The following is a 22,188-nucleotide window of genomic DNA, read 5'->3' on the forward strand; positions in this document are numbered from 1 at the left end:
GGGGTTCAGTACAGCGACGCCTTGCCGTCCGCACCGAACAGCTCGATCTTCTCAGCAGCGGTGGCTTTCATGGCCTCGAGCGCCGCCGGCTGGATCGCGTTCGGCTCGCGCAGACGCTGATCGGTGCCGAGGATCTCGCGCATGCGGTTGTGGTACGAGACCTTGATGTCGCTCGAGATGTTGATCTTGTTCACACCCAGCTCGACGGCGCGGCGGAGTTCCGCATCCGGGTTCGAGGATCCGCCATGCAGCACGAGCGGGATGCCGACCGCGGCCTTGATCTGCTCGAGCAGGTCGTGACGCAGCTCGGGGTTCTTGTCGCTCGGGTACAGGCCGTGCGACGTGCCGATCGCGATGGCTAGACTGTCGACGCCTGTCTCCTCGACGAAGCGCACCGCGTCTTCCGGGTTCGTGTAGATGATCTCGGCCGCTCCCGACTCGCCGTAGCTGTCGTTGGCGCCGATCGTGCCGAGTTCGCCCTCGACCTGGATGCCGACGGCGTGCGCCGCGTCGACCACCTTGCGCGTGAGCGCGACGTTCTCGTCGAACGGCAGCAGCGATGCGTCGATCATGACCGAGGTGAAGCCGGCCTTGATGGCCGAGATGATCTCCTCGTAGCTTCCGCCGTGGTCCCAGTGGATCGCGACGGGCACGCTCGACCGGTGGGCGCGGGCGTGCATCGCGGGGATGAGGTCGGTGGTGATGTGCGACACCTCGTCGGGGTGGATCGCGATGATGACCGGAGCGGCCTTCTCCTCGCTGATGTCCATGATTCCGTTGAACATCGCCCAGTCGCTGATGTTGAACGCCGGGATGGCGAAGTTGTTGGCATTGGCGACATCGAGGATGGATTTGCCGGTGTAGAGCACGTGATTTCTCCTGTTTCGTGGTGGTCGTGGATCCGTCGGGACGACGTCAGCTCTTCACGGACCCCGCCGTGAGACCGCTGATGAAGTACCGCTGGAAGATGAGGAAGAGGATGAGGACCGGGATCGAGCCGAGCACGCTCATCGCCATGATCTGGTTCCACTCGTACGAGTGCTGCCCCATGAGCAGCTGGATGCCGATGGGCACTGTGCGCATGTCGATCGTGCGGGTGAGGGTGAGAGCGAAGAGGTACTCGTTCCACGCGATCATGAACGTGTAGATGCCGACGGACACGATCCCGGGGATCGAGATCGGCACGAGGATGCGCCACAGGGCGGTCATGGATCCGGCGCCGTCGACGCGGACGGCCTCGTCGAGCTCCTTGGGGAGGGTGTTGAAGTAGCCGGTCATCATGATGATCGCGTAGGGCAGCGTGAACACCATGTAGGTGAGGATCAGCCCGAGGTACGAGTTGTACAGCCCGAGCGCCACCATCAGACCGAAGTACGGGATCAGCAGGGTGATGGGTGGTACGGCCTGCACGCTGACGATGACGACGTTGAGGATGCGCTTGCCCCGGAAGTCGAACCGGCTGAACGCGTACGCCGCCTGGATCGCGACCAGGAGGGTGAGGATCGTGACGGAGCCCGCGACGACGTAGCTGTTGAAGAAGAACCGCATCGTCTCGGGGTTCGTGAAGATCGCGATGTAGGCGTCGAACGAGAACGTGTCGGTGACCAGACGAGGAGGCAGTTCGAAGATCTGCGTGTTCGACTTGAACGAGCTCGACAGCATCCACAGCACGGGCCCTGCGGCGAACACCGCTCCGAGGATGAGGCCGATCATGACCCCGGTCTTGGCGACGCGGCGCTGGTTCTGCACGGTGAGAGCCATGGTCAGTCCCTCGCTTTCTGGTGACGGACGTAGAAGACGGCGAGCACCATCGACATGAGCAGGACCAGCACAGCGGAGGTCGCCGCGAGCGAGAAGTCGTACTTCGCGAAGGCGAGCTTGTAGGTGAAGGTGCTGAGCACCTCGGTCACGTCGATCGGTCCGCCACCCGTGGTCATCCAGATGAGCGCGAACTGCTGCGACGTCCAGATCAGGTCGAGCAGCACGAGGCTGACGATGATGGGACGCAGCTGCGGGATGGTGACGTTCCAGAAGCGCTGCACGGCACCCGCGCCATCGACGGTGGCAGCCTCGTTCAGCTCATTCGGGATGCCCTGGAGGCCGGCCAGCAGGCTGACCATGAAGAAGGGGTATCCCGCCCAGATGTTGATGAAGATGATGGTGCCGAGCGCGAGCTGCGGCGATGCGAGCCATTCGATGTCGGTGTTGAGCAGGAAGTTCACCACACCGTTCGGGGCCAGGAGCATCCGCCACAGCACGGCGATCACGGCGACCGTGAACAGCCACGGCAGCACGTACAGGGCCCGGAAGAAGGACCGTGAGAACCGACCGAGCAGCGGGCTGTTGAGCATCATCGCGAAGGCGAGACCGAGCACCAGGTGCGCCACCACGCTGGTCACCGTGAAGAGGATGGTGTTGCCCGTCGCCTTCCAGAAGCGCGGATCCGACAGGATCTCGACGTAGTTGCCGATGCCGACGAACTCGGGCGACTTGTTCAGGATCACGTTGTCCTGGAACGAATAGCCGATCACCATGACGATCGGCACGATCATCAGCACGAACAGCAGGATGATGGTCGGCGAGAGGAAGGCGTACGACTCGGTCGTCTTGCGCAGCTGCCGTCGGCGACGCGACAGCGCGACTCCGGTGACGATCACCTCGGTGTCGTCGGACGTTCTCAGGCTCATGGGAAGCGTGGCTCCTTGGTTGGTCGGGTGCCGCATCGCATCGGGAGCGATGCGGCACCCCGTTCAATGCGGGTCGTGGGAGATCAGAACTCCGCGACCCACGCGTCCTGCGCCTTCTTGAGCGCGTCGTCGATCGACTGCTGACCGTCGAAGGCCGACTGCAGCTGCTCGCCGAGCTGACGCATCAGCTCCTCCGCCACGGGGAGCCCGGTGAACTCGTTCGCCGGGTAGCCCGCCTGGTAGATCTCGAACGCCGTCTTGAACAGCTCATCGTCCTCGACGAACCCGGGGACCGACTTCGAGTTGCCGGGGAACGCGTTCGCCATCGTCGAGAGCTCCGAGTTGGTCTGCTCGCTCATGAGGAACTCGACCAGCTTGAATGCCGCCTCCTTGTGCTCCGAGTTCTCGGCGACGCCGATGCCCCAGGATGCGTAGGGGATGCCGCGCTCGCCGTCGTATCCGTCCTCGGCCGGCAGCGCCGAGATCGAGAACTTCAGATCGGGGTTCGTCTCGCGGATCAGGTTGATGTGCGCGAGCGAGTCGATCATCATGCCGACACGACCGTTGGTGAACTCCTCGACCTTGTCCTGCTCCTTCATCGTGAAGGAACCGGAGGCGATCGAGCCGTCATCCCACATGCCGCCGATGAAGTCGACCGCCGACGTCACATCGTCGTTCGTCAGATCGGGCTGACCGTCTTCGAGCATCGAGCCTCCGGAGGCCCACACCCACGACATGACGTCGTTCTGCACGCCGTTCGGCGCTTCCAGGGAGAGCGGGAGCACCCAGCCCGACACGTCGCCGCCGAGCGCCGAGACCTTCGATGCCGCGTCGGCGAACTCCGTGCGCGTGGCCGGCGGGGCGGTGACGCCCGCATCTGCCAGCAGCGTGTCGTTGGTGAACATCGGGTAGACGAAGTTCACCACCGGGATCATGTATGTGCTGTCGTCGACCTGGATCTGGCTCGCCAGCTCGCTGTCGTCGTAGTCGTACTCCTCCATGAGTGCGGTGAGGTCTGCGATCACTCCCTGAGAGGCGAAGTCGTTGACCCACGCGCCGTCGAGGCCGACGACGTCCGGCATGGTGCCGGAGGCCGCTCCCGCGAACAGCTGCTCCTTGGTCGATGCGTACGGTCCGCTCACGAGCTTGACCGTGACGCCCGGGTTGGCGTCCTCGAATTCGTCGATGAGCGCCCGGAACTCACCGTCGGGGAGCTCGGGCTCCCACCACTGGGCGAACTCGATGGTGACGTCTCCGCCATCCCCTCCATCGGTTCCGCTGTCGCCTGCCGCGCACCCTGCCACGGCCAGGACTGTCACGGCTGCTGTCGCTGCGCCGGCGAGCTTCAGAATGCGTCGCCCTCGCCCCACTGTGATCATCACTTCTCCTCTTCGAGATCGTGCCGCATTCGCGCTTCAATGCTTGTTCATGCGGTTTTGAGCAATGTTATGCCGTAGTTTGCGAGATGGTCAAGCATTCTCTGCATCTATTTCGACTTGTAACTACAGATTTCACGACTGTACCCGCATTGTCACGGCGAAAACCAAGTTGGTCGCGTGGATACGTCGGATGCCGATCTCTGCCGAAGTCTGCCGGTTTATCTGCGCACCTGTGCTAGAGATGTCTGCATGGAAGCAACTCCGTCGCCCAAGCGTCGACTCCCCGCCGGCCGCAAAGCCGACCTCGCCGCCTACGTCGAACAGGTCGGCGAAGTGACCGTCGGAGGTCTCGCAGAGCACTTCCACGTCTCGATCGACACGATCCGTCGGGACCTCGATCAGCTCGACCGAGAGGGCGTCGTCATCCGCACCCACGGCGGAGCGGTCAGCGCCGAGGGGCAGCTCAAGGACCGGGCGCTCGACGTCCGTCTCCGGCTGCAGACGGAGGAGAAGGAGACGATCGCGCGTCTCGCGGCGGGACTCATCGACGACGGAGCGGTCGTGATGCTCAACGCCGGAACGACGACGCTGGCTCTCGCTCGGGCGCTTCGCAACCATCGCGACCTGACGATCGCCACGAACAACCTGCGGATCCCCGCGGAGATCTCGCCCTCCGCCTTCCGCGACCTCTACGTGTTCGGCGGGGCCGTGCGGGCGATCACCCAGGCCACCACCGGACCCGTCGCGTTCATGATGACCCCGGGCGGCCCGGAAGTGGACATCCGCTGCGATCTGGCACTGATCGCCGTGGGCGCCATCGACGAGGCCGGGTTCTCGACGTCGAACATGGGGGACGCGAACATGATGGCCGAGATGATCCAGCGGGCCGAGCGCACCGCGATCCTCGCCGACTCGTCGAAGTTCGGCCGACGACTGTTCGCTCAGGTCACCACGCTCGACCGAGCCGACTACCTGGTGACGGATTCGTCTCCGGCGCCGGCGTTCGCCGCCGCTCTCGCGCAGGCAGAGGTCGAGGTCATCAGCCCCTCAGCCTGACCGCTCTCGTCATCGGGAGGCGACCGGGCCACCGGGGGTGGGGGGAACAGCCACGATCAGGCGCGACCCGGTGATCGCGGCGGCGACGATCGCCGCCGTGCCGGCGACCGGCAGCAGGGCGAGCGCGAACGCCGCGCTCGGACCGAAGGCGAACGCGAAGACCAGGAACGCCGCCCAGGCGACCACGCCGACTCCGACCCACGTCCACTGCATCCTGGTCGTCGCTGTGCGAAGTGCCGTGGCCGTGATCGGTCGCCCGTGATGGATGACGTTCTCCGTCCATTGGCGACCGTTCCACCACCTCTGGGTGCGTCGATGGACGTCGTACCAGCCCGGTGCAACGGGTCTGCCGCCGCTCATGAGGCGAACGAGGGCTGGGGCCACGAGGGCAGGGCGGTGCACGAGAGAACCCCCGAGAGCACGGATGCGCGAGACTCCGAGTCGCCTCGTCCGATGACAGCGTCGATGCGGGCGGTCAGGTCGTCTGAGGGAGTCATGCGTCGAGACTGTAGGCATGGTCCGCTTGCCACTGGTCGTGCCGACTCTCGTAGGCGTCTGCAGCTTCGCCGTCCCAACCTGCGAGCACCACCTGCGAAGCGCTGTCGAGAGCGGCACCCTCGGCCCGCAGATCGGAAAGCGACCCGAGCAGGACATCGATCATGGTCTGGATCTGGTCGAAATCGACCTCGACTGCTACCCCCATGCCAGCACCATAACATCCCTCCTCCGCGCTGCACGCGGCACCCTGACGAACCACGGGAACGACGAAGGCCGCCGGGATCACTCCCGACGGCCTTCGTGCGTGTCAGGCGGGCGTGCCGCCTATCGAGGTCAGAACCAGCCGGAGATGAGATCCCACAGCCAGTCGATGATGCCGCCGATGATGCCGCCCGCGCGGTTGACGGTGACGGTGGCCGTCGCCTCATCGCCGTCGGCCTGAGCGACCGCGACCGTGTACTTGCCCGGCTGCGTGCTCTTCGGCACCGTGACGGTGGTCGAGAACGTGCCGTCGGCGGTGACCTGAACGGTGCCGACGTCGAGGGCCCCGCCCTTCTTCGGTCGCAGCTGCACGGTCACCGTCTCACCCGGCTGGTAGCCCTCGCCGGTGATCGTGAGCTTCTTGCCCGCTGCCACCTTCGACGAGCCGAGGTCGATCGATCCTGCGAACTCGACCGGCTCCTCCCCCGCGATCGAGAACGGCACCTGCACGGTGGTCCCGGTACCGGCGACGGCGACGGTGAGCAGCTGCTCACCGAAGACACCCGCCGGAACCGTGAAGCCGAGCGACGCGCGCCCTGCCTCATCGGTCGTGTCGACGATCGTGGGATCGACGGCGCTCGCAGCGAGCTGGGTGCCGCCGAGCGACAGGGTCACCTCGCCGGGCGCCTGCTCCCCCGCACTGAACGCCAGCGACGAGAGAGCGACCGTCACCTGGTCGCCGGCGCTGTAGCCGTCGGCATCCGGTGCACTGACCGAGACTCCCACCGCGCGCTGCGCGAGGTCGGGGGTCGCCGTCTTGTTCGCATCGAACCAGTCGACCATCGACTGCAGGTCGATCTTGCCGGTGTCACGCTTGCTCGAGCCCTCCTTGAAGGTGAAGAAGTTGTCTCCACCCCCGGCGAGGAACGAGTTCGCTGCGACCGTGTAGTTCGCCGCAGGGTCGATCGGCGTGCCGTTGAGCGTGATCGACGTGATCCTCGATCCCTGAGCCGCGGCCGGATCGTAGGTGTAGACGAGACCCTCCGATACGCCGAGCTTCAGGAACGGACGGGCCGAGCCTGCCGGCTGCCACTGCTCTTCGAGCACGCCCTTGAGCTGCACGCCGCTCAGTGACAGGGTCACCAGCGTGTTGGCGAACGGCTGCACCGTGGCCGCCTCGCGGTAGGTGACATTGCCGTTCGGGTCGTTGGCGTTCGACGAGGCGTACGTCAGGTTGGCGCGGATGCCTCCCGGGTTCATCAGCGCGATGTCCGCACCGGTGGACCACTTCTGCACGTCGGCGACGAAGTTGCCGATGGTGGACTCCCCACCGCGGTTCTCCGAGCCGTTCGTCTGACGAGCGCGGTTGAAGTCGGCGGTGATGTCTCCGACCTTGACCGCGCCGAGCACGTCGGCCTCAGCCTTCGCCTTCGCGACGATGTCGGCGACCTCCGGGACGGCCGGGTAGAGCGCCTTCCCTGCCGAGGTGAGGGGCTTGATCTCGTTGGTGATCGAGATCAGGTCCTTCGTCTTCGGGTCGACCTGGATGTTCATCAGTCCGAGGTTCTCGCCGTACTGCCCGGCCGAGATGACCGGACGCCCGTCGATCACGTGGTTGTAGGCGAGGTGCGTGTGTGCCGAGACGATCGCGTTCACGTCATCGTCCACGCCGTAGACGATCTCGCCCAGGGGCGAATCCGGCGTGATGCTCGACAGCTCGACGCTCGATGCTCCCTCGTGAACGAGAAGGATGACGACATCCGCTTCGCCGTTGGACGCGTCTCCGTCACGCAGGTCGTCGGCCACGGCGTTCACCGAATCGACGATGCTGCGCACCTCGAGATCCGCGATGCCCTCAGGCGACACGAGCGAGTCGAGGTCCTCGGTGACGGCGCCGACGAAGCCGACGCGCACGCCGTCGAGCTCCTTCACCCAGGCCGGTGCGAGCGCGGGCTCGCCCGTCTCGGTGACGAACACGTTCGACGAGATGTACTCCCAGTCCGCGCGGTCCTGCACGCGGTCGCGCAGGTCCTCCCAGCCCTGGTCGAACTCGTGGTTGCCCGCGGCACTGACGTCGAGGCCGGCGGCGTTGAGCGCGTCGATCGTCGGGTTGTCATCGTTGATGAAGGAGGTGAACGTCGATGCGCCGATCAGATCGCCGACACCGGCGAAGATCGTGTTCGGGTTCTCGGAACGGAACTGCTGCACGGCTCCGGCGACGACCGCCGCGCCTGCGGCAGCGCCGTCGGCCTCGATGCGACCGTGGAAGTCGTTCATGGTGACGACGTCGATGCTCACCGGCGGGACCTCGGAGGAGACGCCGACGATGATCGGGTCGTGGTCGCTGGAGCGGAACGGTGTTCCCGCCTCGGTGGCGCCGAACGCGTAGCCGCGGTCGCTCCACTCCGGAGAGTTGATGCTCCACACACCCGCGCCCGTGATGGATGCGGCGAGCGACGGCGACGCGAGCACGTGGTCGAGCGAGCCGAGCTCGCCGTCGAACGTGTACGTGTGCTGTTCCGGAGCCTTCTCGCGTGCGACGTCGCTCCACCCCTCGCTCGTGAAGACCTCGATCGGGTCCTCCTTCGCATAGGCGTTGAAGTCACCGATCAGCAGGATGTCGCTGCTGCCGGTCGTCTCCTCGATCTCGGTGGTGAAGGTCTTGAGCGAGTTCGCCTGCTTCACGCGGTCGGCGTTGAAGAAGCCCTGGCCGTCTGCCGGCTCGGCGCCCCCGCCCTCGGGTGCCGACTTCGACTTGAAGTGGTTCGCCACCACCGTGACGACGCGTCCGTCGATGTCGAACGCCTGCGCGATCGGCTCGCGGGCGTTGCCCCAGACGCTCTCGTCCGTCACGGTCAGGCTGTCGCCGACCGTCTCGACCGCGTCCTTCTTGTAGATGATCGCGCTCGTGATGAAGTCGGTCGTCGCCGAGTCGTTCAGCTCATCGGGAGTGCGGACGTAGTCCCACTCCGCGCTGCCGAGTGCGTCGTTGAGCCCGTCGACCAGATCGGCCAGCGCCTCGTCGAGCGAGCCGCCGAGCTTGATCGAGTTCTCGATCTCCATCAGCGACACGATCTCGGCGTCGAGGCCGTTGATCGCCGCGACGATCTTCGACTTCTGGATCTCGAACTGGGCAGCATTCGCCGCGCCTCGTGCGTTCGAGTTCTCGCTCTTCAGCGTGGTGAAGTAGTTGAAGACGTTGAACGACGCCACCTGCACGTCGCCGCCGACTGTCGGGGCGGTGTCCGTGCGAGGGTTCGCGGGCTGGAAGCCGACCTTCAGGTCGGCGGACGACGTGCTGTCGATCGGCACGACCGGCTGAAGACGCCAGTCGTCGAAGCCGTACTGGAGCACGTACCCGTTCTCGCTGAAGTCGACCGTGTCGCCGTTGCGGACGACGAGGTCCTTCGTGAAGTACGGCTGGTCGTTGGGGTGCCCGCTGTTCGAGACCTGGATCGACCACCCGTCGTCGAGCAGGATCCGGTTGGCGCGGTTCGCCGCGGTGATCGCCGCCGCCTCGGCTCCCGGGCGCACAAGCTCCGTGCTCTTGACGTTGAGATCCGCCCCGGCGTTCAGCCAGAGGGTTCCGAAGTTGAAGAGCTGGTGGCTGGAAGCCAGGCGATAGGTGCCCGCCGGGGCCACGTACATGTTCTCGTACTGCTCACGGTCGCCGCCGACGGCAGCGTCGGGAAGCGGGGTGACCTCGGGAACGCCCACCCCTGCCTGCAGGACCGAGATGCCGGTCAGCGCCGCCGGGTTGATCTGCGTCTGGCCGAAGTACTCGCTGACCGAGCCGGTGACCGAGACGCGATCGCCAATCGCGAGCGTGGGAGCGAGCGCGTTGAGGAAGACGAAGACGCCGTCCGATGCGCCGGGGGTCGCGTCGACCGCGCCGCCGGAGCCCTCCGTCTGGATCACGATGCCCTTGTAGCCGCCGGTCCGATAGTCGGCGGTGACGATGCCCTCGACCGTGACCGTCTGGCCGTTCAGCGGCGAGACATCGGTCGTTCCCTGGACGTCGGCGATCGACACGTCGGTCGGCTCGGGCTCAGGCTCAGGATCGGGGTCGGGAACCGTGCCCGCATTCTGCGGCGTGATGGTGGCCGAAAGGCTGAAGTCCGCCTTGTTGTCGTCGGTGTCCTTGCCGTCCGTGCGGTTGAGCGATTTGACGTCGGTGTTGCCCGTGGGAGGAGTCGCGGCGGCAGTCTCGAATGTGTTCGAGGTGCCGTAGCCGAGCACGTCGATGACGCCGTCGACACCCGTGACCGAGCCGGGGGTCAGTGTGACCGCCGCGGTGCCCTCGACCAGCGCGAGAGTGCCGTTCGTTCCGCTCGGGTTGAGGGTGCTGACGACGTCGGCCGTCGGCAGTGCTGCGCCGTTGGCTCCGTTGCTGCCCGCCTGCACGAGATAGTGGCCGCCGGCGGGGATGACGCCGGTCAGCGGCGCGACGCCGTTCGAACCGCCCGTTCCTGTCGCGGATCGATACTGCAGCGAGAGCCCGTCGAGGGTGACGGGTGCCGCCGTGGGGTTGTAGAGCTCGACGAACTTGTTGGTGAACGCCGCCCCGGCACTGCCCCCGGAGAGGTAGGCCTCGTTGATCACCACCCCCGTTCCCGAGACGTCTGCGGAGGCTGGCGCGGCGATCAGGGCGCTGGCGCCCAGTGCGGCGACGCAGGTGGCGGCGAGAACGCCGAGACGCCCCCGACTTCTGCGGTCTGACCCGGGAACCTGATGGTTCGCGGCGTCGGGAGCGGACATCATCTGTGTTGTCTCCTCGGGTGTGTTCTGGCGACGGCTCTCGTGAAACCGGGCGGTGCGGGCTCTCAGCCGACGCACATGTGAGCGAGCATACGGAGGCCCTCCGACAACCTCAACGGAGTTTTCCGATTGGTAACCAAGCCCTCACCGAACGTCCGGACCCGACCCTGACGAAGGTGGAATATCGGACCGCGAACCGCTCACATGCGCGCGATGCGCCGCGCGGATGCGGGTCGGGTCAGGCGGAATCAGACGGAGTCGCCGGCGGCGGTCGCTGCGTCCTCGAACTCCTCGACCTCACGCTCCCAGGCGTCCTTGGCGAGTCGATACCAGAGGTAGAAGGCGAACCCGGCGAAGATCGCCCACTCCGCGGCATAGAAGATGTTGAGCCAGTTCACCGGCGACTGCTCCTCGGGTGCAGGCGAGGAGATGTCCGTGAGACCTGCCGTCGCCGTGATCGAGGCGAGGTACGGCCGATACACGTCGAGCTCGTCGACGTCGTGCCAGTGGCTGAGCAGCGCAGCGGTCGACATGCGGTCCATGCGCTGGGGATCGTCCTTCGGCGGCACCGATGGCCCCTCGTCCGAGATCACCCGACCGACGAGGGATACGTCCTCTGCGCTCTCGTCGAGCTTCTCGACGGCCGCCTCGGCGACGGCACGGTCGGCGGTCCAGCCGATCGCGACCGCGATCGACGTGCGCTCCGCGACCCGCAGCTGACCGGTCACCCAGTAGCCCTCGACGCCGTCGTTGAACCGACTCGACACGATGAGGAAGTCATCGCGGATCCAGGTCCCCGACGTCTCGACCTTCTGCCCGACCAGCGGCTCGGGGAGGTACGCACCCGGCTCGACCACATCGGTCAGCGGTCGCACCTGCTCGGTCGCTCCTGCGGGCGGCGGATCGGTCTCGATCGCGCGCTCGAGCTGCCACTGCCCCAGCCACGCGAACACGCCGGCCACCACGAGGCACAGCACGAGCATCCCGATCCAGCGTCCCCGGAGCATGACCTCGCGGAGAGTCGGGGGGAACAGAGCAGCAGAAGTCACGGCGTGGTGCGGGCCTCAGGCCTCGTACGGTGCGAGGACGACCTCGACCCGCTGGAATTCCTTGAGGTCGGAGTATCCGGTGGTGGCCATCGACTTGCGCAGCGCCCCGATGAGGTTCGCCGTGCCGTCGACGACGGGCGCCGGACCGTAGAGGATCTCCTCGAGCGTGCCGATGCCGCCGACCTCGACGCGACGACCGCGCGGGAGCTTGGGGTGATGCGCCTCGGGACCCCAGTGGAAGCCGCGACCCGGTGCATCGGTGGCGCGTGCGAGGGCGACGCCGAGCATGACCGCGTCGGCACCCATCGCGAGTGCCTTGACGATGTCACCGGACGTGCCGACGCCACCGTCTGCGATGACGTGCACGTAGCGTCCGCCGGACTCGTCGAGGTAGTCACGGCGGGCCGCGGCCACGTCCGAGACGGCCGTGGCCATCGGAGCATGGATGCCGAGGGTCGCGCGCGTGGTCGACGCCGCTCCCCCGCCGAAGCCGACGAGGACACCGGCCGCACCCGTGCGCATCAGATGCAGGGCCGCGGTGTAGGTGGCTGCGCCTCCGACGATGACGGGCACGTCGAGGTCATAGATGAACTTCTTGAGATTCAGTGGCTCGTCGACGCTCGAGACGTGCTCGGCCGACACGGTGGTGCCGCGGATGACGAACAGGTCGACCCCTGCGGCGGCGACCGTGTCGTAGAACTCCTGCGTACGCTGGGGCGTCAGCGATCCGGCGACGGTCACTCCGGCTTCACGGATCTCGGCGAGACGCTGCGTGATGAGCGCGGGCTTGATCGGCTCGGAGTAGAGCTGCTGCATGCGCGCGGTCGCCTCTCCCTCGCCGAGGGATGCGATCTCCGCAAGAAGGGGCTCGGGGTTCTCGTAACGGGTCCACAGTCCTTCGAGGTCGAGGACGCCGAGTCCGCCGAGCTGCCCGAGCATGATCGCCGTCTGAGGGCTCACGACGGAGTCCATCGGTGCGCCGAGCACCGGGATCCCGAAGCCGAAGGCGTCGATCGTCCAGGCGGTCGACACGTCCTCCGGGTTGCGGGTGCGCCGCGAGGGCACCACCGCGATGTCGTCGAACGTGTACGCGCGACGCGCACGCTTGCCTCGGCCGAGCTCGATCTCCATGGTCACCACCCCAGACTACCGGGCGTACGCGATGACACCGACGGCTGGGAGACTGAGAGCGAGGTCGGGAGGCAATATGTCGGATTCGGTGGAGGTCGCCGTCGTCGGTGGCGGCGTGATGGGCCTTGCGACCGCGTGGGAGCTCACCCGACGGGGGATGAAGCCCGTCGTCTTCGAGCGCTTCGCCCGTGGCCACCACCAGGGCGCCTCGCACGGCGCCACGCGCAACTTCAACAACGCCTACGACGAGGAGCACTATCTCGACCTGCTCGTCCGCGCACGCGCCGGATGGGACACCCTCGGGCAGGTGGGCGGCGAGCCGCTGCTGCGTCTGCACGGCCTGGTCACCCACGGAGATGTCGACGTCGCCGCGATCGAACGGCGGCTGACCGAGCGCGGCATCCACGCCGAGATGCTGACGGCGCACGAGGCATCGTCGCGATGGTCGGGCATGCGCTTCGGCGACGATGTGCTCTTCTCCCGCGACGCGGGCGTCGCCCGCGCATCCGCCGCGCTGGGCGAGTTCGAGCGACGGATCGTCGCCGCGGGAGGCGAGGTGCGCTGGGAGACCCCCGTGACGCGGATCGACGAGACCGACGAGGGCGTCGACATCGTGCTGCCTGACGCCCTCGTGCGGGCAGACGTCGTCGTCGTCGCGGCCGGCGCCTGGACCGAGCGGATGCTTCCCGGCATCCCTCTGCCGCGCCTGGAGGTCACCGAGGAGTTCCCCGCGCACTTCCGCCCCGCCGCCGACTCGGTATGGCCCTCGTTCAATCACTACGTCGATCCCGGCCGCTACCCGGCGACGGTCTACGGGATGCCGACGCCCGGCGAGGGCGTCAAGGTCGGGTTCCATCGCGTGGGCGACGTCGTCGACCCGGATGCCCGCCCGCACGCGGTGACGCACGCGCAGGCTCTCGCCGACTATGTGGGCGAGTGGATGCCGGGCCTCGACCCGGCATCCGCGGAGCCGATCAGCTGCACCTACACCTCGACCGATGACAGCGCCTTCGTGCTCGACCGATCGGGGCGGATCGTCGTCGGCGCCGGCTTCTCCGGCCACGGCTTCAAGTTCGCCCCTGGCGTGGGCGCGACCCTCGCCGATCTGGCCCTCGATCCCTCCGCTCTCGCGGCGGAGCCGTTCCGACTGCGCTGAACTCAGCGGGCTCGCACCACGCGGCGCTCGTCCCACACGGGGGCATCGGCTTCGTACACCTCGCCGTCCGAGCCGAACACGAGGTACCGGTCGAACGAGCGGGCGAACCAGCGATCATGCGTGACCGCGAGCACGGTCCCCTCGAAACGACGCAGAGCGTCTTCGAGCGCCTCGGCCGACTCGATGTCCAGGTTGTCCGTCGGCTCGTCGAGCAGCAGCAGCGTCGCACCGGAGAGCTCGAGCAGCAGCACCTGGAACCGGGCCTGCTGGCCGCCCGACAGCGATTCGAAGGTCTGCTGCGCCTGCCGCACGAGTCCGTACCGGTCGAGCGCCGAGCTCGCGGCATCCCGCGGCATGCCGGCCCGTCGTTCGTCTCCCCTGTGGAGGATCTCGAGCAGCGTTCTGCCGACGAACTCGGGATGCGCATGCGTCTGCGCGAACAGCCCCGGCACGACGCGCGCTCCCAGCACGGCCTGCCCACGGTGCTCGACCGTCGCGAGCTGCTCCCCGGTGGACGTCACGTGACCCAGCGTCGGGTCCGGATCGCTGCCCCCGCGTGCGAGGAGGCGAAGGAAGTGTGACTTCCCCGATCCGTTCGACCCGAGCACGGCGACCCGATCGCCGTACCAGACCTCGGCGTCGAACGGCCTCATCAGCCCGGAGAGCTCGAGCCCGTGTGCGACCACCGCGCGCTTGCCCGTGCGTGACCCTCGCAGCCTCATGTCGAAGTCCTGAGCCGGGGGTCGCTCCTCCGGCGGTCCGGCCTCCTCGAATTTGCGCAGTCGCGTCTGCGCCGCCTGGTACCGCGACGCGAATCCGTCGTTCGCCGACGCCTTCACCTTGAGGTTCGCGACGAGGGTCCGCAGCTTCTCGTGCTGCTCGTCCCACCGGCGGCGCAGCTCGTCGAGTCTGTCCATGCGGTCGCTGCGCGCCTGGTGGTAGGTCGCGAATCCGCCGCCGTGCACCCACGCCGAGGCCCCCGCGCCGCCGGGCTCGAGGGTGATCAGCCGATCGACCGCACGGGCCAGCAGCTCCCGGTCGTGCGATACCAGCAGCACGGTCTTCGGCGTCTGCCTGAGCTGCTCCTCGAGCCAGCGCTTGGTGGGAACGTCCAGATAGTTGTCCGGCTCGTCGAGCAGCAGCACCTCGTCGGGTCCGCGCAGCAGCGCCTCCAGAGCGAGTCGCTTCTGCTCGCCACCCGACAGCGTCGTGAGATCGCGGAAGCGGGCACGCTCGAAGGGCACTCCCAACGCGGCGACCGTGCACTGGTCCCAGACCGTCTCGTGCTCGTAGCCGCCGGCATCCGCGTACTCCGCGATCGCCGTCGCATACGCCATCTGCGTGTCGTGCTCATCGCGCTCGATCAGCGCGTCCTCCGCAGCCTCGAGAGCCTGCGCCGCCTGCCGGATGCGATGGGGCGCGACCCGCACCAGCAGCTCGTGAACGGTCTGACCGGACTCGCCGTGGCCGACGAACTGGTCCATCACGCCGAGGCCGCCGTCGATCGTCACGACGCCGTCATCGGCGGGCTGGTCGCCTCGGATGATGCGGAGCAGCGTCGTCTTGCCGGCCCCGTTGGGCCCGATGAGGGCGCTCGTCGACCCGGCTCCGACGCGAAAGCTCGTCTCGTCCAACAGCGGTCTGCCGTCGGGAAGGGTCAGTGAGACCCCCGCAACATCTATGTATCCCACCGTGCGTGGCCGTCCTTCCGCCCGCGTGGCGAGCCGACCAGGCTATCAGCAATCGGGCCGACCGGTCAGCGAGTGCGGCCGACCACCTGGATCGCCTCGGTGCGCGGCGCCGCCGGGAGCAGCATCCGGAACTCGGTGCCGACGCCCTCTCTGCTCGTCACGTCCATCGTGCCGCCGTGGGCGAGCACGATCGCCCGGGTGATCGTGAGGCCGAGACCGACGCCGGGCACGGCGTTGCGGGTCGCTGTCGACGCGCGGAAGAACCGGGTGAACAGCATGCCCTGCTCGTCTTCGGGGATGCCCACACCGGTGTCGCGGACGGAGAGCTCGACGCCTCCGTCGACGAGACGCACGCCCGCGGTGACGCGCCCGCCCGCAGCGGTGAACTTGATCGCATTCGAGAGCAGGTTGTCGAGGGCCTGTCCGATACGTCCCGAGTCGACCGAGAGCACGACGGGAGTCGCCGGGATCTCGGCCACGATCTCGATGCCCTCGCGCTGCGCATGCGGGCCGGACGATGCGACGGCGCTGCGCACCAGCTCGGTGACGTCGGCGTCTCGGCGCTCGAGCGGGAAGCGGCCCGATTCCACCTGGGCGGTGAACAGCAGGTCCCCGACGAGGTTGAGCAGGCGCTGGGCGTTGCGCTCGATGATGTCGACGAACTCCTGCTGGTCGGTCGTCAGAGGCTGCGCGGGATCGTTCTGCAGCAGGTCGAGGAAGCCGATGATGGCGCTGAGCGGTGTCCGCAGCTCGTGCGAGATCATGCCGACGAACTCGTCCTTCATGCGCGCGACCTCCACCGCCCTGGTTTCGTCGGTGATCACCAGCAGGTAACCGTGTCGGGAGCCGTCGGAGTCCTGGTAGGGAGTGACGGTGACGCGCGCGGGAACCGTCGATCCGCCGACGGTCGCCACGTCGATGTGCGAGTCCACCGGCAGACCGGCGTCGGCATCGTCGAACAGCGCACGCAGGCCGGGGTGCAGCCCGTCGTCAGCGTGGGCGGCGGCCTCGGTCGCGAACGGGGCGAGAGCGTGCGAAGGGAAGAACCGGTCGACCGGAACGGCGGCGAGCGCGTCCGGCACCGCCATGCCGAGCAGGCGCACCGCACCCGGATTCCATGCCGTGATCACCCCGCAGTTGTCGGTGGCGATGACCGCCTGGCCGGTGATGGAGTTCCACAGGCTCGTGAAGGACTCGGAGAGCGCGCGGTACTGCTGCTCGCTCGACTTCAGCTGCTCGAGCATCGCCTCGTTCGCGGCGAGAGCGGCCGTGCGCTCGACGACATGCGCCTCGGCCTGGGCCGTGCGCAGTCTCTGCAGTCGGGAGAGCTCGTTCACGATCGCACCGACGGTGGCGAACACCAGCGGGCCGATGACACCGCGAAGCCAGGCCACGGGGTCTTCCGGCGGATCGATGATGTTCGGCATGAGCAGCGCGATCGATGAGAACACACCGACGATCACGACCTGGCGGCGACCGGGGGCTGCGGCGATCCAGATGACCGGGAGGAGCACGAATGAGGAGAAGAGGGATGCCGGCCCGCCGGTACCCGCCCTGATCGCCCCCAATCCGAGGATGTCGATCATCGGAATGAGCATCACGACCCAGCCGTCGTACACCCCGCGCACCGAGAGCACCGCCGCGAGTGCCGTCACCACCGCGATGGTGGCGAGGCCGAAGATCGCGACGCCGGTGTCGGTCACCGGGATGCCGGGGATCGTGAACATGAGGACGGAGGCGACCGCAACGGCGATCGCCGTGGGACCCTGCTTCATCAGCGGCGTCGGATTGTCGAAGTACCGGCGCCAGCTGCGCTCCATCGTCTGCTGGACGGTGCTGGTCGGAGTCATCGTGCCACTTCTCTGAGGAGTGCCCGCAGTTCGGCCCCGATGATCGGCTTGGGCAGTGCCGCGTCGGCGTCGGGGTAGTCGGCGACGTCGAGCACGGAACTCACGATCAGGAAGCACTCCGGGAAGCGGGTCTTGATGAGTCTCGCCAGCTCCGAGCCGCTGATGCCGGGCAGCAGCAGGTCGAGCACGGCGACGACCGGTGAGATCGTCGAGAATGCGGCGATCGCCGATTCGGCGTCCACCGCGGCGAACACGTCGAAGCCCTCGCGGTCGAGATAGCGCTTCAGGAGCGCCGTCTGGTCTGCGCTGTCCTCGACCACGAGGGCCAGCGGCCGCGCGGTCATCGCAGGAACAGCTCTCGCACGATCACGATGACGACGACGATGCCCAGGGCGAGGAGGGCCTGCGGGATCAGGAGCTTCTCCCGACGGGCGTCCGCGGCGATCTCCTCCTCCTCGGCGCTTCTCGAAGGTGCTTCGGTCATGAGTCGACCCGTCCGATCTTCTCGGTCTTGATCCATGCGGCGTCGGCGTGGCGCCACTCTTTGATATAGGAGTCCACCGTGATGGCGCAGAGCAGCGAGCCGTACCCGCAGACGTAGAGCAGCAGCCCGGCGAAGAACCGTCCTACCGGCAGGGGCTCGACGACACGGGCGAGCCAGATCCCGAGCATCGAGATCGGTCCCCAGAGGTAGAAGACGACAGCCCACATCAACCGCGTCTCGTCGGTGAGCGCGAGCCCGAGGTCGTTCAGGCCCGATTCGAACAGCCAGGGGAACAGGGCGATCGCCATCAGGATGAGGGCGCCGAGCCCGGGGAACATCAGCGCCTCACGCCACGACTGTCGGCCGATCCGCCCATCGAGCTGCACGGCGTAGAGCATCGAGAACAGATAGATGCACGCGGCGGCGATCCACATGAATCGGAACACGAACTCGGCGATGTCGCTGTGCAGGACCAGCAGCACGAGCAGCGCGGTGGCTGCGAGGATCATGAAGGCCGGCAGCAGCAGGATGGTGAACCACGCGAGCCCGAAGGCGAAGCTGCCGAGGTTGTGCACTCGGCTCGGGCGGAACCACAGATGCCGGTAGATCGACGTCAGCTGCACATTGCCGCGGGCCCACCGGAGGCGCTGCTTCCACAGACTGTCGATGGTGCGCGGCTCTTCGGCCAAAACGACCGCGTGCGGCTCGAACACCATCCTGCGCCCGGCCAGCTGCCCTTCGAAGGTCGTCATGGTGTCCTCGGCGAGCGTTCCCGTCGGGATCCGGCCGCCGATCGCCTCGAGATTCGCGCGTGAATGCAGCTGCGCACCTCCGGCGAGGCACGCGATCGCTCCCCCGACGTTCTGCGTCCGCCGGGCCGAGAGCTGCCCGATGACGTACTCGATCGCGATGAACCGGGTGAGGTAGTTGCGGTCGCGACTGCCCTCGGCGATATACGCGGTGACGGCGCCGACCTTCTCATCGGCGAGATGCCGGCTCATCTTGCGCAGCGAATCCCGCGCGAAGATCACATCGGCGTCCATGATCAGCACCGCTTCGGTCCACTCGTCCGCGAGCACGATGTCGAGTCCGTGGTTGAGCGTGTGCGCCTTGCCCTCGCCGCCCTTGTCCCGACGCAGATGCACGACCCGTCCGGGGAATGCCGCCGCCTTCGCGGCGACCACCTCGGGGGTGTCATCGGTCGATGCATCGTCGATGACGAAGATGCGCAGGCGGTCGGCCGGGTACTCGAGCTGCATCAGGCGTTCGATCGCCTGGCCGAGCACGAGGCCCTCGTTCCACGCCGGGATCAGCACCGCGACGCGGGGATGGTGCGGTGCCGCCTTGCCGTAGTGGTTGCGGAACGCGTGCACGGGCAGGGCGAGGAACTGCAGCCCGGTGTTGATCACCGGCAGGGTGCCGACCAGCACGCAGAGCAGGAGGATGACGACGACGACGGTCTCGACCCAGTTCAGTTCGGCCATCAGCTCGCCCTCCATCGGTCGAGGATCTCTGTCACGCGCGCGTAGCGTCCGACGTCGGACGCGATGTGGCTGTCCGTGGACGCGACGATCTCGGCGCCGGCGCTGCGCAGCGCGTCGAGCAGGGGGATGCCGGGGCAGCCCCACTTCTCGTTCACCTCGACCTGCGTGTCGGTCTCGGCCGCCGTCGTCGCCCACGCGGTGATGCGATCGGCACCGAGTTCCGCTTCGGAGAGACCGATCTTGGGCAGGATCGAGAAGCAGTGGGCGAGCTGATTGCCGGGGTGACGTCGCATCGCCGCGATCAGTGCCGACACGAGCTGATCGAGCGCGTCCTCGGCGGCCCAGCCGGCGTCGAGCCGTTCGCGGACGGCGCTCGGACCGAGGGGTCCGTCGATTCCGGGGAACTGGTGGTCGGCGATCAGGATGCGATCGATCCCGCTCGGCAGCTCGGGGATGTCCAGTTCTCCCGAGGCATCGAGGATCTTCGCCTCGACTCCCGTCAGTACCGTCAGATCCTCGGGCACGCGCAGCGCCCTCACCGCCGCGAGGTACTCGGGCACCCAGGGCGTCGACTGCCGCACGTGGTCGACCAGGCGCACGGTCGTGAGACCGGCAGCGGATGCCGCGGCGACGTTCTCGGCGAGAGTGGAGACCGCGTCATCCGAGAACGTCGAATGCACGTGGTGGTCGCCTCGCAGCAGCGCGTGACTCACAGTTCCTCCTGATGTCCCGCGTGCGCGGAGACGAGGATCTCGTCGACCTCGACGATCACGTCCTCGAGGAAGCGCACCGACGCGATCTCGCGGAAGGCGACCGTCGACGGGATCCCGCGGCCCAGGAACAGGTCGGCGACGAGCGAGGGGATGTCGACTCCCGCGGCGATCGTGAGCGGCAGCGCGCCAGGGAACCGGGGATTCACCTCGAGGAGCACCGCTCGGCCGTCGCGGTCGCGCCGGAGCTGGACGTTGGCGACGCCGACGAGTCCGATCGCCCGGGCGATGGATGCCGCCGCGTTCTCGAGTTCGTCGTCGTGCACCGTGCGCCCCGCGATGGCCACACCGGAGTCGACCCTGGCTCGGGTCCGCGGCACCGCCGCGACGACCGAGCCGGAGGCATCTGCGATCACATCGACCGAGTACTCCTCGCCCGGGAGGAAGTCCTGCACGATGAGTCCTTCGTCCTGCGGCAGCGCTTCGAGCGCCGCCCGGTCGGGGACGAGCCGTACGCCGCGGCTGCCGGCTCCCTGACGAGGCTTGGCGAAGACGGGGAACTCCCAATCGACCGCCAGCGCATCGGGGCCTGCGAGGACAGTACGCGGCGTGAGACCGGTCGACTCGCACCGCTCGGCGAGCAGCAGCTTGTCGAGGGCGACGGCGAGCGTGTCCTGCGAGGGCGCGGCGAGCACAGCCGGAGCCAGCTCCTCGCGCCTGCCGGCGAGCGCGATCAGCTCGACATCGACGGTGGAGATCACGAGATCGAGCCGGTCATCCTCGACCATGCGGGCTATCGCCGAGACGAAGTCGACATCGCGCCCCGGCGGCACGAGACGGCGGTGCGTCGGCGGCACGAGGTAGATGCCGCTCGCCCAGCCGTCCATGTCCGCGGCGAAGACCTCGAGGTCTTCACGACGAAGCAGCGAGCGGATGACGGCGACGCCCGCCGGGCCACCGGCGCCCGTCACCAGTACGCGCGCGCTCATCAGCTCTCCCGTCGTGTGAGTTCGTGGGCGCCGATGAACTCGGCGGTCTCACGGACGACCTCGAGCGGCTCGACCGCCGATCCTCCGCCGAAGCGCGACCAGTAGCGAGCGGTGGCCGTCACGAACTCGGGTTCGAGGTAGTCCCGGGTCGCCGTCTGCGAGCCGAAGCATTCGAGCAGCCGCAGCTTCTGACCGATGTACTGGTCGATGCGGACGAAACGCGTCGGGCGGAAGTCGATCGTCGCCGAGGGGCTCTGGTAGCAGGCGACCGTTCCGACCCGCCGGGTCGCGGCGATCGTCGCCTCGCTCACCGCTCGGTGATCCTGGTGCCGATCGTTCGACGAGTGCGTGTAGACGATCGTCGGCTGGACCTCCTGCACGACCTCCTCGATCAACCGGACCGTGGCTCCGCCGCCGGAGATCTCGGTGTCGATGAGGTCTTTGACGAACAGTCGCGCACCGAGCATCTCCGCCGAGGCGAGCGATTCGTGCTGCCTGCTGTCAGCGTCTCCCCCGCGCGCACCGCGCGAGAGGGTGAGGATCGTGATCGAGTCGCCCGCCTGGGAGTGCGCGGCGAGGAGTCCTCCGACGCCGATCTCGACATCGTCGGGGTGCGCGCCGATGGCGAGCACCACCTCTTTGGTGCGGTTGGCCTCGCGGCGCGTGCGGCCCTCCGTCACGAGCCGGGTGACCGCCTCGACGAGCTTCACGTTGTCGAGCGGCTTGGTGAGGAACTCGTCGGCCTGCGCGCGCAGAGCCGAGACGGCGTACTCGACCGAGACGTGCGCGGTCATGACGACCACCGGCAGGAGCGGGTCGTTCCGACGCAGCTGCGCGAGCAGCTCCAGCCCGTCGAGTCCGGGCATCTCGATGTCCGTGACGACCACGTCCGGCGTGAAGGTCTCGAGCCGCGCGACGGCGGACTCGCCATCGTGAGCGACCACGACCTCGCAGCCGGCCCGCCTCTCGAGCACGGTCTTGACGAGCAGGGCGACGTCTGGGTCGTCGTCGACGACGAGGACGCGGGGAGCATCCTGGGGCATATCTGCAGCTCTCAGTGGGGAA

General features: G+C 67.6%; 20 protein-coding genes. 2 read left to right on the forward strand and 18 right to left on the reverse strand.

Going from position 1 to position 22,188, the window contains the following annotated elements; translation table 11 throughout:
• Positions 1 to 5: 5 nt before the first annotated feature.
• The 4 genes from ACZZZF_RS07130 to ACZZZF_RS07145 all read right to left on the reverse strand — a co-directional run bounded on the left by ACZZZF_RS07130 (position 6) and on the right by ACZZZF_RS07145 (position 4,066).
• Positions 6 to 869, reverse strand: coding sequence for a ketose-bisphosphate aldolase (locus ACZZZF_RS07130; protein WP_053098979.1), 864 nt, complete (start codon positions 867 to 869; stop codon positions 6 to 8).
• Positions 870 to 915: 46 nt separating this feature from the next.
• A complete protein-coding gene (locus tag ACZZZF_RS07135; protein WP_053098978.1) occupies positions 916 to 1,761 on the reverse strand; it encodes a carbohydrate ABC transporter permease in 846 nt (281 codons plus the stop codon).
• Between the two features lie 2 nt (positions 1,762 to 1,763).
• Positions 1,764 to 2,687 carry a carbohydrate ABC transporter permease gene (locus tag ACZZZF_RS07140; RefSeq protein WP_053098977.1) on the reverse strand — a complete coding sequence of 308 codons (924 nt, stop codon included), beginning with the start codon at positions 2,685 to 2,687 and terminating at the stop codon, positions 1,764 to 1,766.
• Between the two features lie 83 nt (positions 2,688 to 2,770).
• Positions 2,771 to 4,066 (reverse strand): ABC transporter substrate-binding protein, encoded by a 1,296-nt coding sequence (locus ACZZZF_RS07145; RefSeq protein ID WP_056277298.1) that lies wholly within the window; start codon positions 4,064 to 4,066, stop codon positions 2,771 to 2,773.
• A 249-nt stretch (positions 4,067 to 4,315) separates the two neighbouring features.
• On the opposite strand from ACZZZF_RS07145, the gene ACZZZF_RS07150 reads away from it, so the two are divergent.
• Entirely contained in the window at positions 4,316 to 5,122 is an 807-nt protein-coding gene (locus ACZZZF_RS07150; RefSeq protein ID WP_053098975.1) for a DeoR/GlpR family DNA-binding transcription regulator, read from the forward strand.
• A 9-nt stretch (positions 5,123 to 5,131) separates the two neighbouring features.
• On the opposite strand, the gene ACZZZF_RS07155 is transcribed toward ACZZZF_RS07150, so the two are convergent.
• From ACZZZF_RS07155 to ACZZZF_RS07180, 6 genes are all read right to left on the reverse strand, one after another.
• The gene (locus ACZZZF_RS07155) at positions 5,132 to 5,482 is read right to left on the reverse strand and encodes a hypothetical protein (protein WP_463497744.1); all 351 of its coding nucleotides are present in this window, start codon (positions 5,480 to 5,482) and stop codon (positions 5,132 to 5,134) included.
• Positions 5,479 to 5,619 (reverse strand): hypothetical protein, encoded by a 141-nt coding sequence (locus ACZZZF_RS07160; protein ID WP_162253849.1) that lies wholly within the window; start codon positions 5,617 to 5,619, stop codon positions 5,479 to 5,481. The genes ACZZZF_RS07155 and ACZZZF_RS07160 overlap by 4 nt, the downstream gene beginning before the upstream one ends.
• The gene (locus ACZZZF_RS07165) at positions 5,616 to 5,825 is read right to left on the reverse strand and encodes a WXG100 family type VII secretion target (RefSeq protein WP_400340444.1); all 210 of its coding nucleotides are present in this window, start codon (positions 5,823 to 5,825) and stop codon (positions 5,616 to 5,618) included. Before ACZZZF_RS07165 ends, ACZZZF_RS07160 begins: the two co-directional genes overlap by 4 nt.
• A gap of 128 nt (positions 5,826 to 5,953) precedes the next feature.
• Entirely contained in the window at positions 5,954 to 10,582 is a 4,629-nt protein-coding gene (locus tag ACZZZF_RS07170) for an ExeM/NucH family extracellular endonuclease (protein ID WP_463497747.1), read from the reverse strand.
• A gap of 245 nt (positions 10,583 to 10,827) precedes the next feature.
• Entirely contained in the window at positions 10,828 to 11,586 is a 759-nt protein-coding gene (locus tag ACZZZF_RS07175) for an SURF1 family protein (protein WP_082298004.1), read from the reverse strand.
• Between the two features lie 57 nt (positions 11,587 to 11,643).
• Positions 11,644 to 12,759 carry a GuaB3 family IMP dehydrogenase-related protein gene (locus ACZZZF_RS07180; RefSeq protein WP_053098967.1) on the reverse strand — a complete coding sequence of 372 codons (1,116 nt, stop codon included), beginning with the start codon at positions 12,757 to 12,759 and terminating at the stop codon, positions 11,644 to 11,646.
• A gap of 76 nt (positions 12,760 to 12,835) precedes the next feature.
• Here ACZZZF_RS07180 and ACZZZF_RS07185 point away from each other — a divergent pair, with 76 nt between their 5' ends.
• Positions 12,836 to 13,915 (forward strand): FAD-dependent oxidoreductase, encoded by a 1,080-nt coding sequence (locus ACZZZF_RS07185; RefSeq protein WP_463497750.1) that lies wholly within the window; start codon positions 12,836 to 12,838, stop codon positions 13,913 to 13,915.
• A 2-nt stretch (positions 13,916 to 13,917) separates the two neighbouring features.
• On the opposite strand, the gene ACZZZF_RS07190 is transcribed toward ACZZZF_RS07185, so the two are convergent.
• The 8 genes from ACZZZF_RS07190 to ACZZZF_RS07225 all read right to left on the reverse strand — a co-directional run bounded on the left by ACZZZF_RS07190 (position 13,918) and on the right by ACZZZF_RS07225 (position 22,166).
• Entirely contained in the window at positions 13,918 to 15,606 is a 1,689-nt protein-coding gene (locus ACZZZF_RS07190) for an ABC-F family ATP-binding cassette domain-containing protein (protein WP_463497753.1), read from the reverse strand.
• Positions 15,607 to 15,671: 65 nt separating this feature from the next.
• Positions 15,672 to 17,456 (reverse strand): sensor histidine kinase, encoded by a 1,785-nt coding sequence (locus ACZZZF_RS07195; RefSeq protein ID WP_056277283.1) that lies wholly within the window; start codon positions 17,454 to 17,456, stop codon positions 15,672 to 15,674.
• Positions 17,453 to 17,800, reverse strand: a complete 348-nt coding sequence (locus tag ACZZZF_RS07200; protein ID WP_053098963.1) for a response regulator transcription factor — start codon at positions 17,798 to 17,800, stop codon at positions 17,453 to 17,455. The genes ACZZZF_RS07195 and ACZZZF_RS07200 overlap by 4 nt, the downstream gene beginning before the upstream one ends.
• Complete coding sequence (locus tag ACZZZF_RS07205; protein ID WP_171821987.1) at positions 17,797 to 17,940, reverse strand: hypothetical protein; 144 nt, start codon at positions 17,938 to 17,940, stop codon at positions 17,797 to 17,799. The genes ACZZZF_RS07200 and ACZZZF_RS07205 overlap by 4 nt, the downstream gene beginning before the upstream one ends.
• Complete coding sequence (locus ACZZZF_RS07210; protein WP_400340435.1) at positions 17,937 to 19,424, reverse strand: glycosyltransferase family 2 protein; 1,488 nt, start codon at positions 19,422 to 19,424, stop codon at positions 17,937 to 17,939. The genes ACZZZF_RS07205 and ACZZZF_RS07210 overlap by 4 nt, the downstream gene beginning before the upstream one ends.
• Entirely contained in the window at positions 19,424 to 20,137 is a 714-nt protein-coding gene (locus tag ACZZZF_RS07215; RefSeq protein WP_072590852.1) for a PHP domain-containing protein, read from the reverse strand. The genes ACZZZF_RS07210 and ACZZZF_RS07215 overlap by 1 nt, the downstream gene beginning before the upstream one ends.
• Complete coding sequence (locus ACZZZF_RS07220; protein ID WP_230101012.1) at positions 20,134 to 21,123, reverse strand: ATP-grasp domain-containing protein; 990 nt, start codon at positions 21,121 to 21,123, stop codon at positions 20,134 to 20,136. Before ACZZZF_RS07220 ends, ACZZZF_RS07215 begins: the two co-directional genes overlap by 4 nt.
• Positions 21,123 to 22,166: a response regulator gene (locus ACZZZF_RS07225; protein ID WP_053098960.1), complete on the reverse strand. Its 1,044-nt coding sequence runs from the start codon at positions 22,164 to 22,166 to the stop codon at positions 21,123 to 21,125. The genes ACZZZF_RS07220 and ACZZZF_RS07225 overlap by 1 nt, the downstream gene beginning before the upstream one ends.
• Positions 22,167 to 22,188 lie beyond the last annotated feature (22 nt).

This window comes from Microbacterium sp. AC215, from assembly GCF_979258645.1.

Excerpts from the sequence above, each read along its gene's own strand:
- ACZZZF_RS07160 (WP_162253849.1), bottom strand. The coding sequence starts at position 5,619 with ATGACTCCCTCAGACGACCTGACCGCCCGCATCGACGCTGTCATCGGA.
- ACZZZF_RS07205 (WP_171821987.1), bottom strand. The coding sequence starts at position 17,940 with ATGACCGAAGCACCTTCGAGAAGCGCCGAGGAGGAGGAGATCGCCGCG.
- ACZZZF_RS07135 (WP_053098978.1), bottom strand. The coding sequence starts at position 1,761 with ATGGCTCTCACCGTGCAGAACCAGCGCCGCGTCGCCAAGACCGGGGTC.
- ACZZZF_RS07180 (WP_053098967.1), bottom strand. The coding sequence starts at position 12,759 with ATGGAGATCGAGCTCGGCCGAGGCAAGCGTGCGCGTCGCGCGTACACG.
- ACZZZF_RS07195 (WP_056277283.1), bottom strand. The coding sequence starts at position 17,456 with ATGACTCCGACCAGCACCGTCCAGCAGACGATGGAGCGCAGCTGGCGC.
- ACZZZF_RS07185 (WP_463497750.1), top strand. The coding sequence starts at position 12,836 with ATGTCGGATTCGGTGGAGGTCGCCGTCGTCGGTGGCGGCGTGATGGGC.
- ACZZZF_RS07200 (WP_053098963.1), bottom strand. The coding sequence starts at position 17,800 with ATGACCGCGCGGCCGCTGGCCCTCGTGGTCGAGGACAGCGCAGACCAG.
- ACZZZF_RS07220 (WP_230101012.1), bottom strand. The coding sequence starts at position 21,123 with ATGAGCGCGCGCGTACTGGTGACGGGCGCCGGTGGCCCGGCGGGCGTC.
- ACZZZF_RS07150 (WP_053098975.1), top strand. The coding sequence starts at position 4,316 with ATGGAAGCAACTCCGTCGCCCAAGCGTCGACTCCCCGCCGGCCGCAAA.
- ACZZZF_RS07165 (WP_400340444.1), bottom strand. The coding sequence starts at position 5,825 with ATGGGGGTAGCAGTCGAGGTCGATTTCGACCAGATCCAGACCATGATC.
- ACZZZF_RS07210 (WP_400340435.1), bottom strand. The coding sequence starts at position 19,424 with ATGGCCGAACTGAACTGGGTCGAGACCGTCGTCGTCGTCATCCTCCTG.
- ACZZZF_RS07155 (WP_463497744.1), bottom strand. The coding sequence starts at position 5,482 with ATGAGCGGCGGCAGACCCGTTGCACCGGGCTGGTACGACGTCCATCGA.
- ACZZZF_RS07170 (WP_463497747.1), bottom strand. The coding sequence starts at position 10,582 with ATGATGTCCGCTCCCGACGCCGCGAACCATCAGGTTCCCGGGTCAGAC.
- ACZZZF_RS07175 (WP_082298004.1), bottom strand. The coding sequence starts at position 11,586 with ATGCTCCGGGGACGCTGGATCGGGATGCTCGTGCTGTGCCTCGTGGTG.
- ACZZZF_RS07225 (WP_053098960.1), bottom strand. The coding sequence starts at position 22,166 with ATGCCCCAGGATGCTCCCCGCGTCCTCGTCGTCGACGACGACCCAGAC.
- ACZZZF_RS07145 (WP_056277298.1), bottom strand. The coding sequence starts at position 4,066 with ATGATCACAGTGGGGCGAGGGCGACGCATTCTGAAGCTCGCCGGCGCA.
- ACZZZF_RS07140 (WP_053098977.1), bottom strand. The coding sequence starts at position 2,687 with ATGAGCCTGAGAACGTCCGACGACACCGAGGTGATCGTCACCGGAGTC.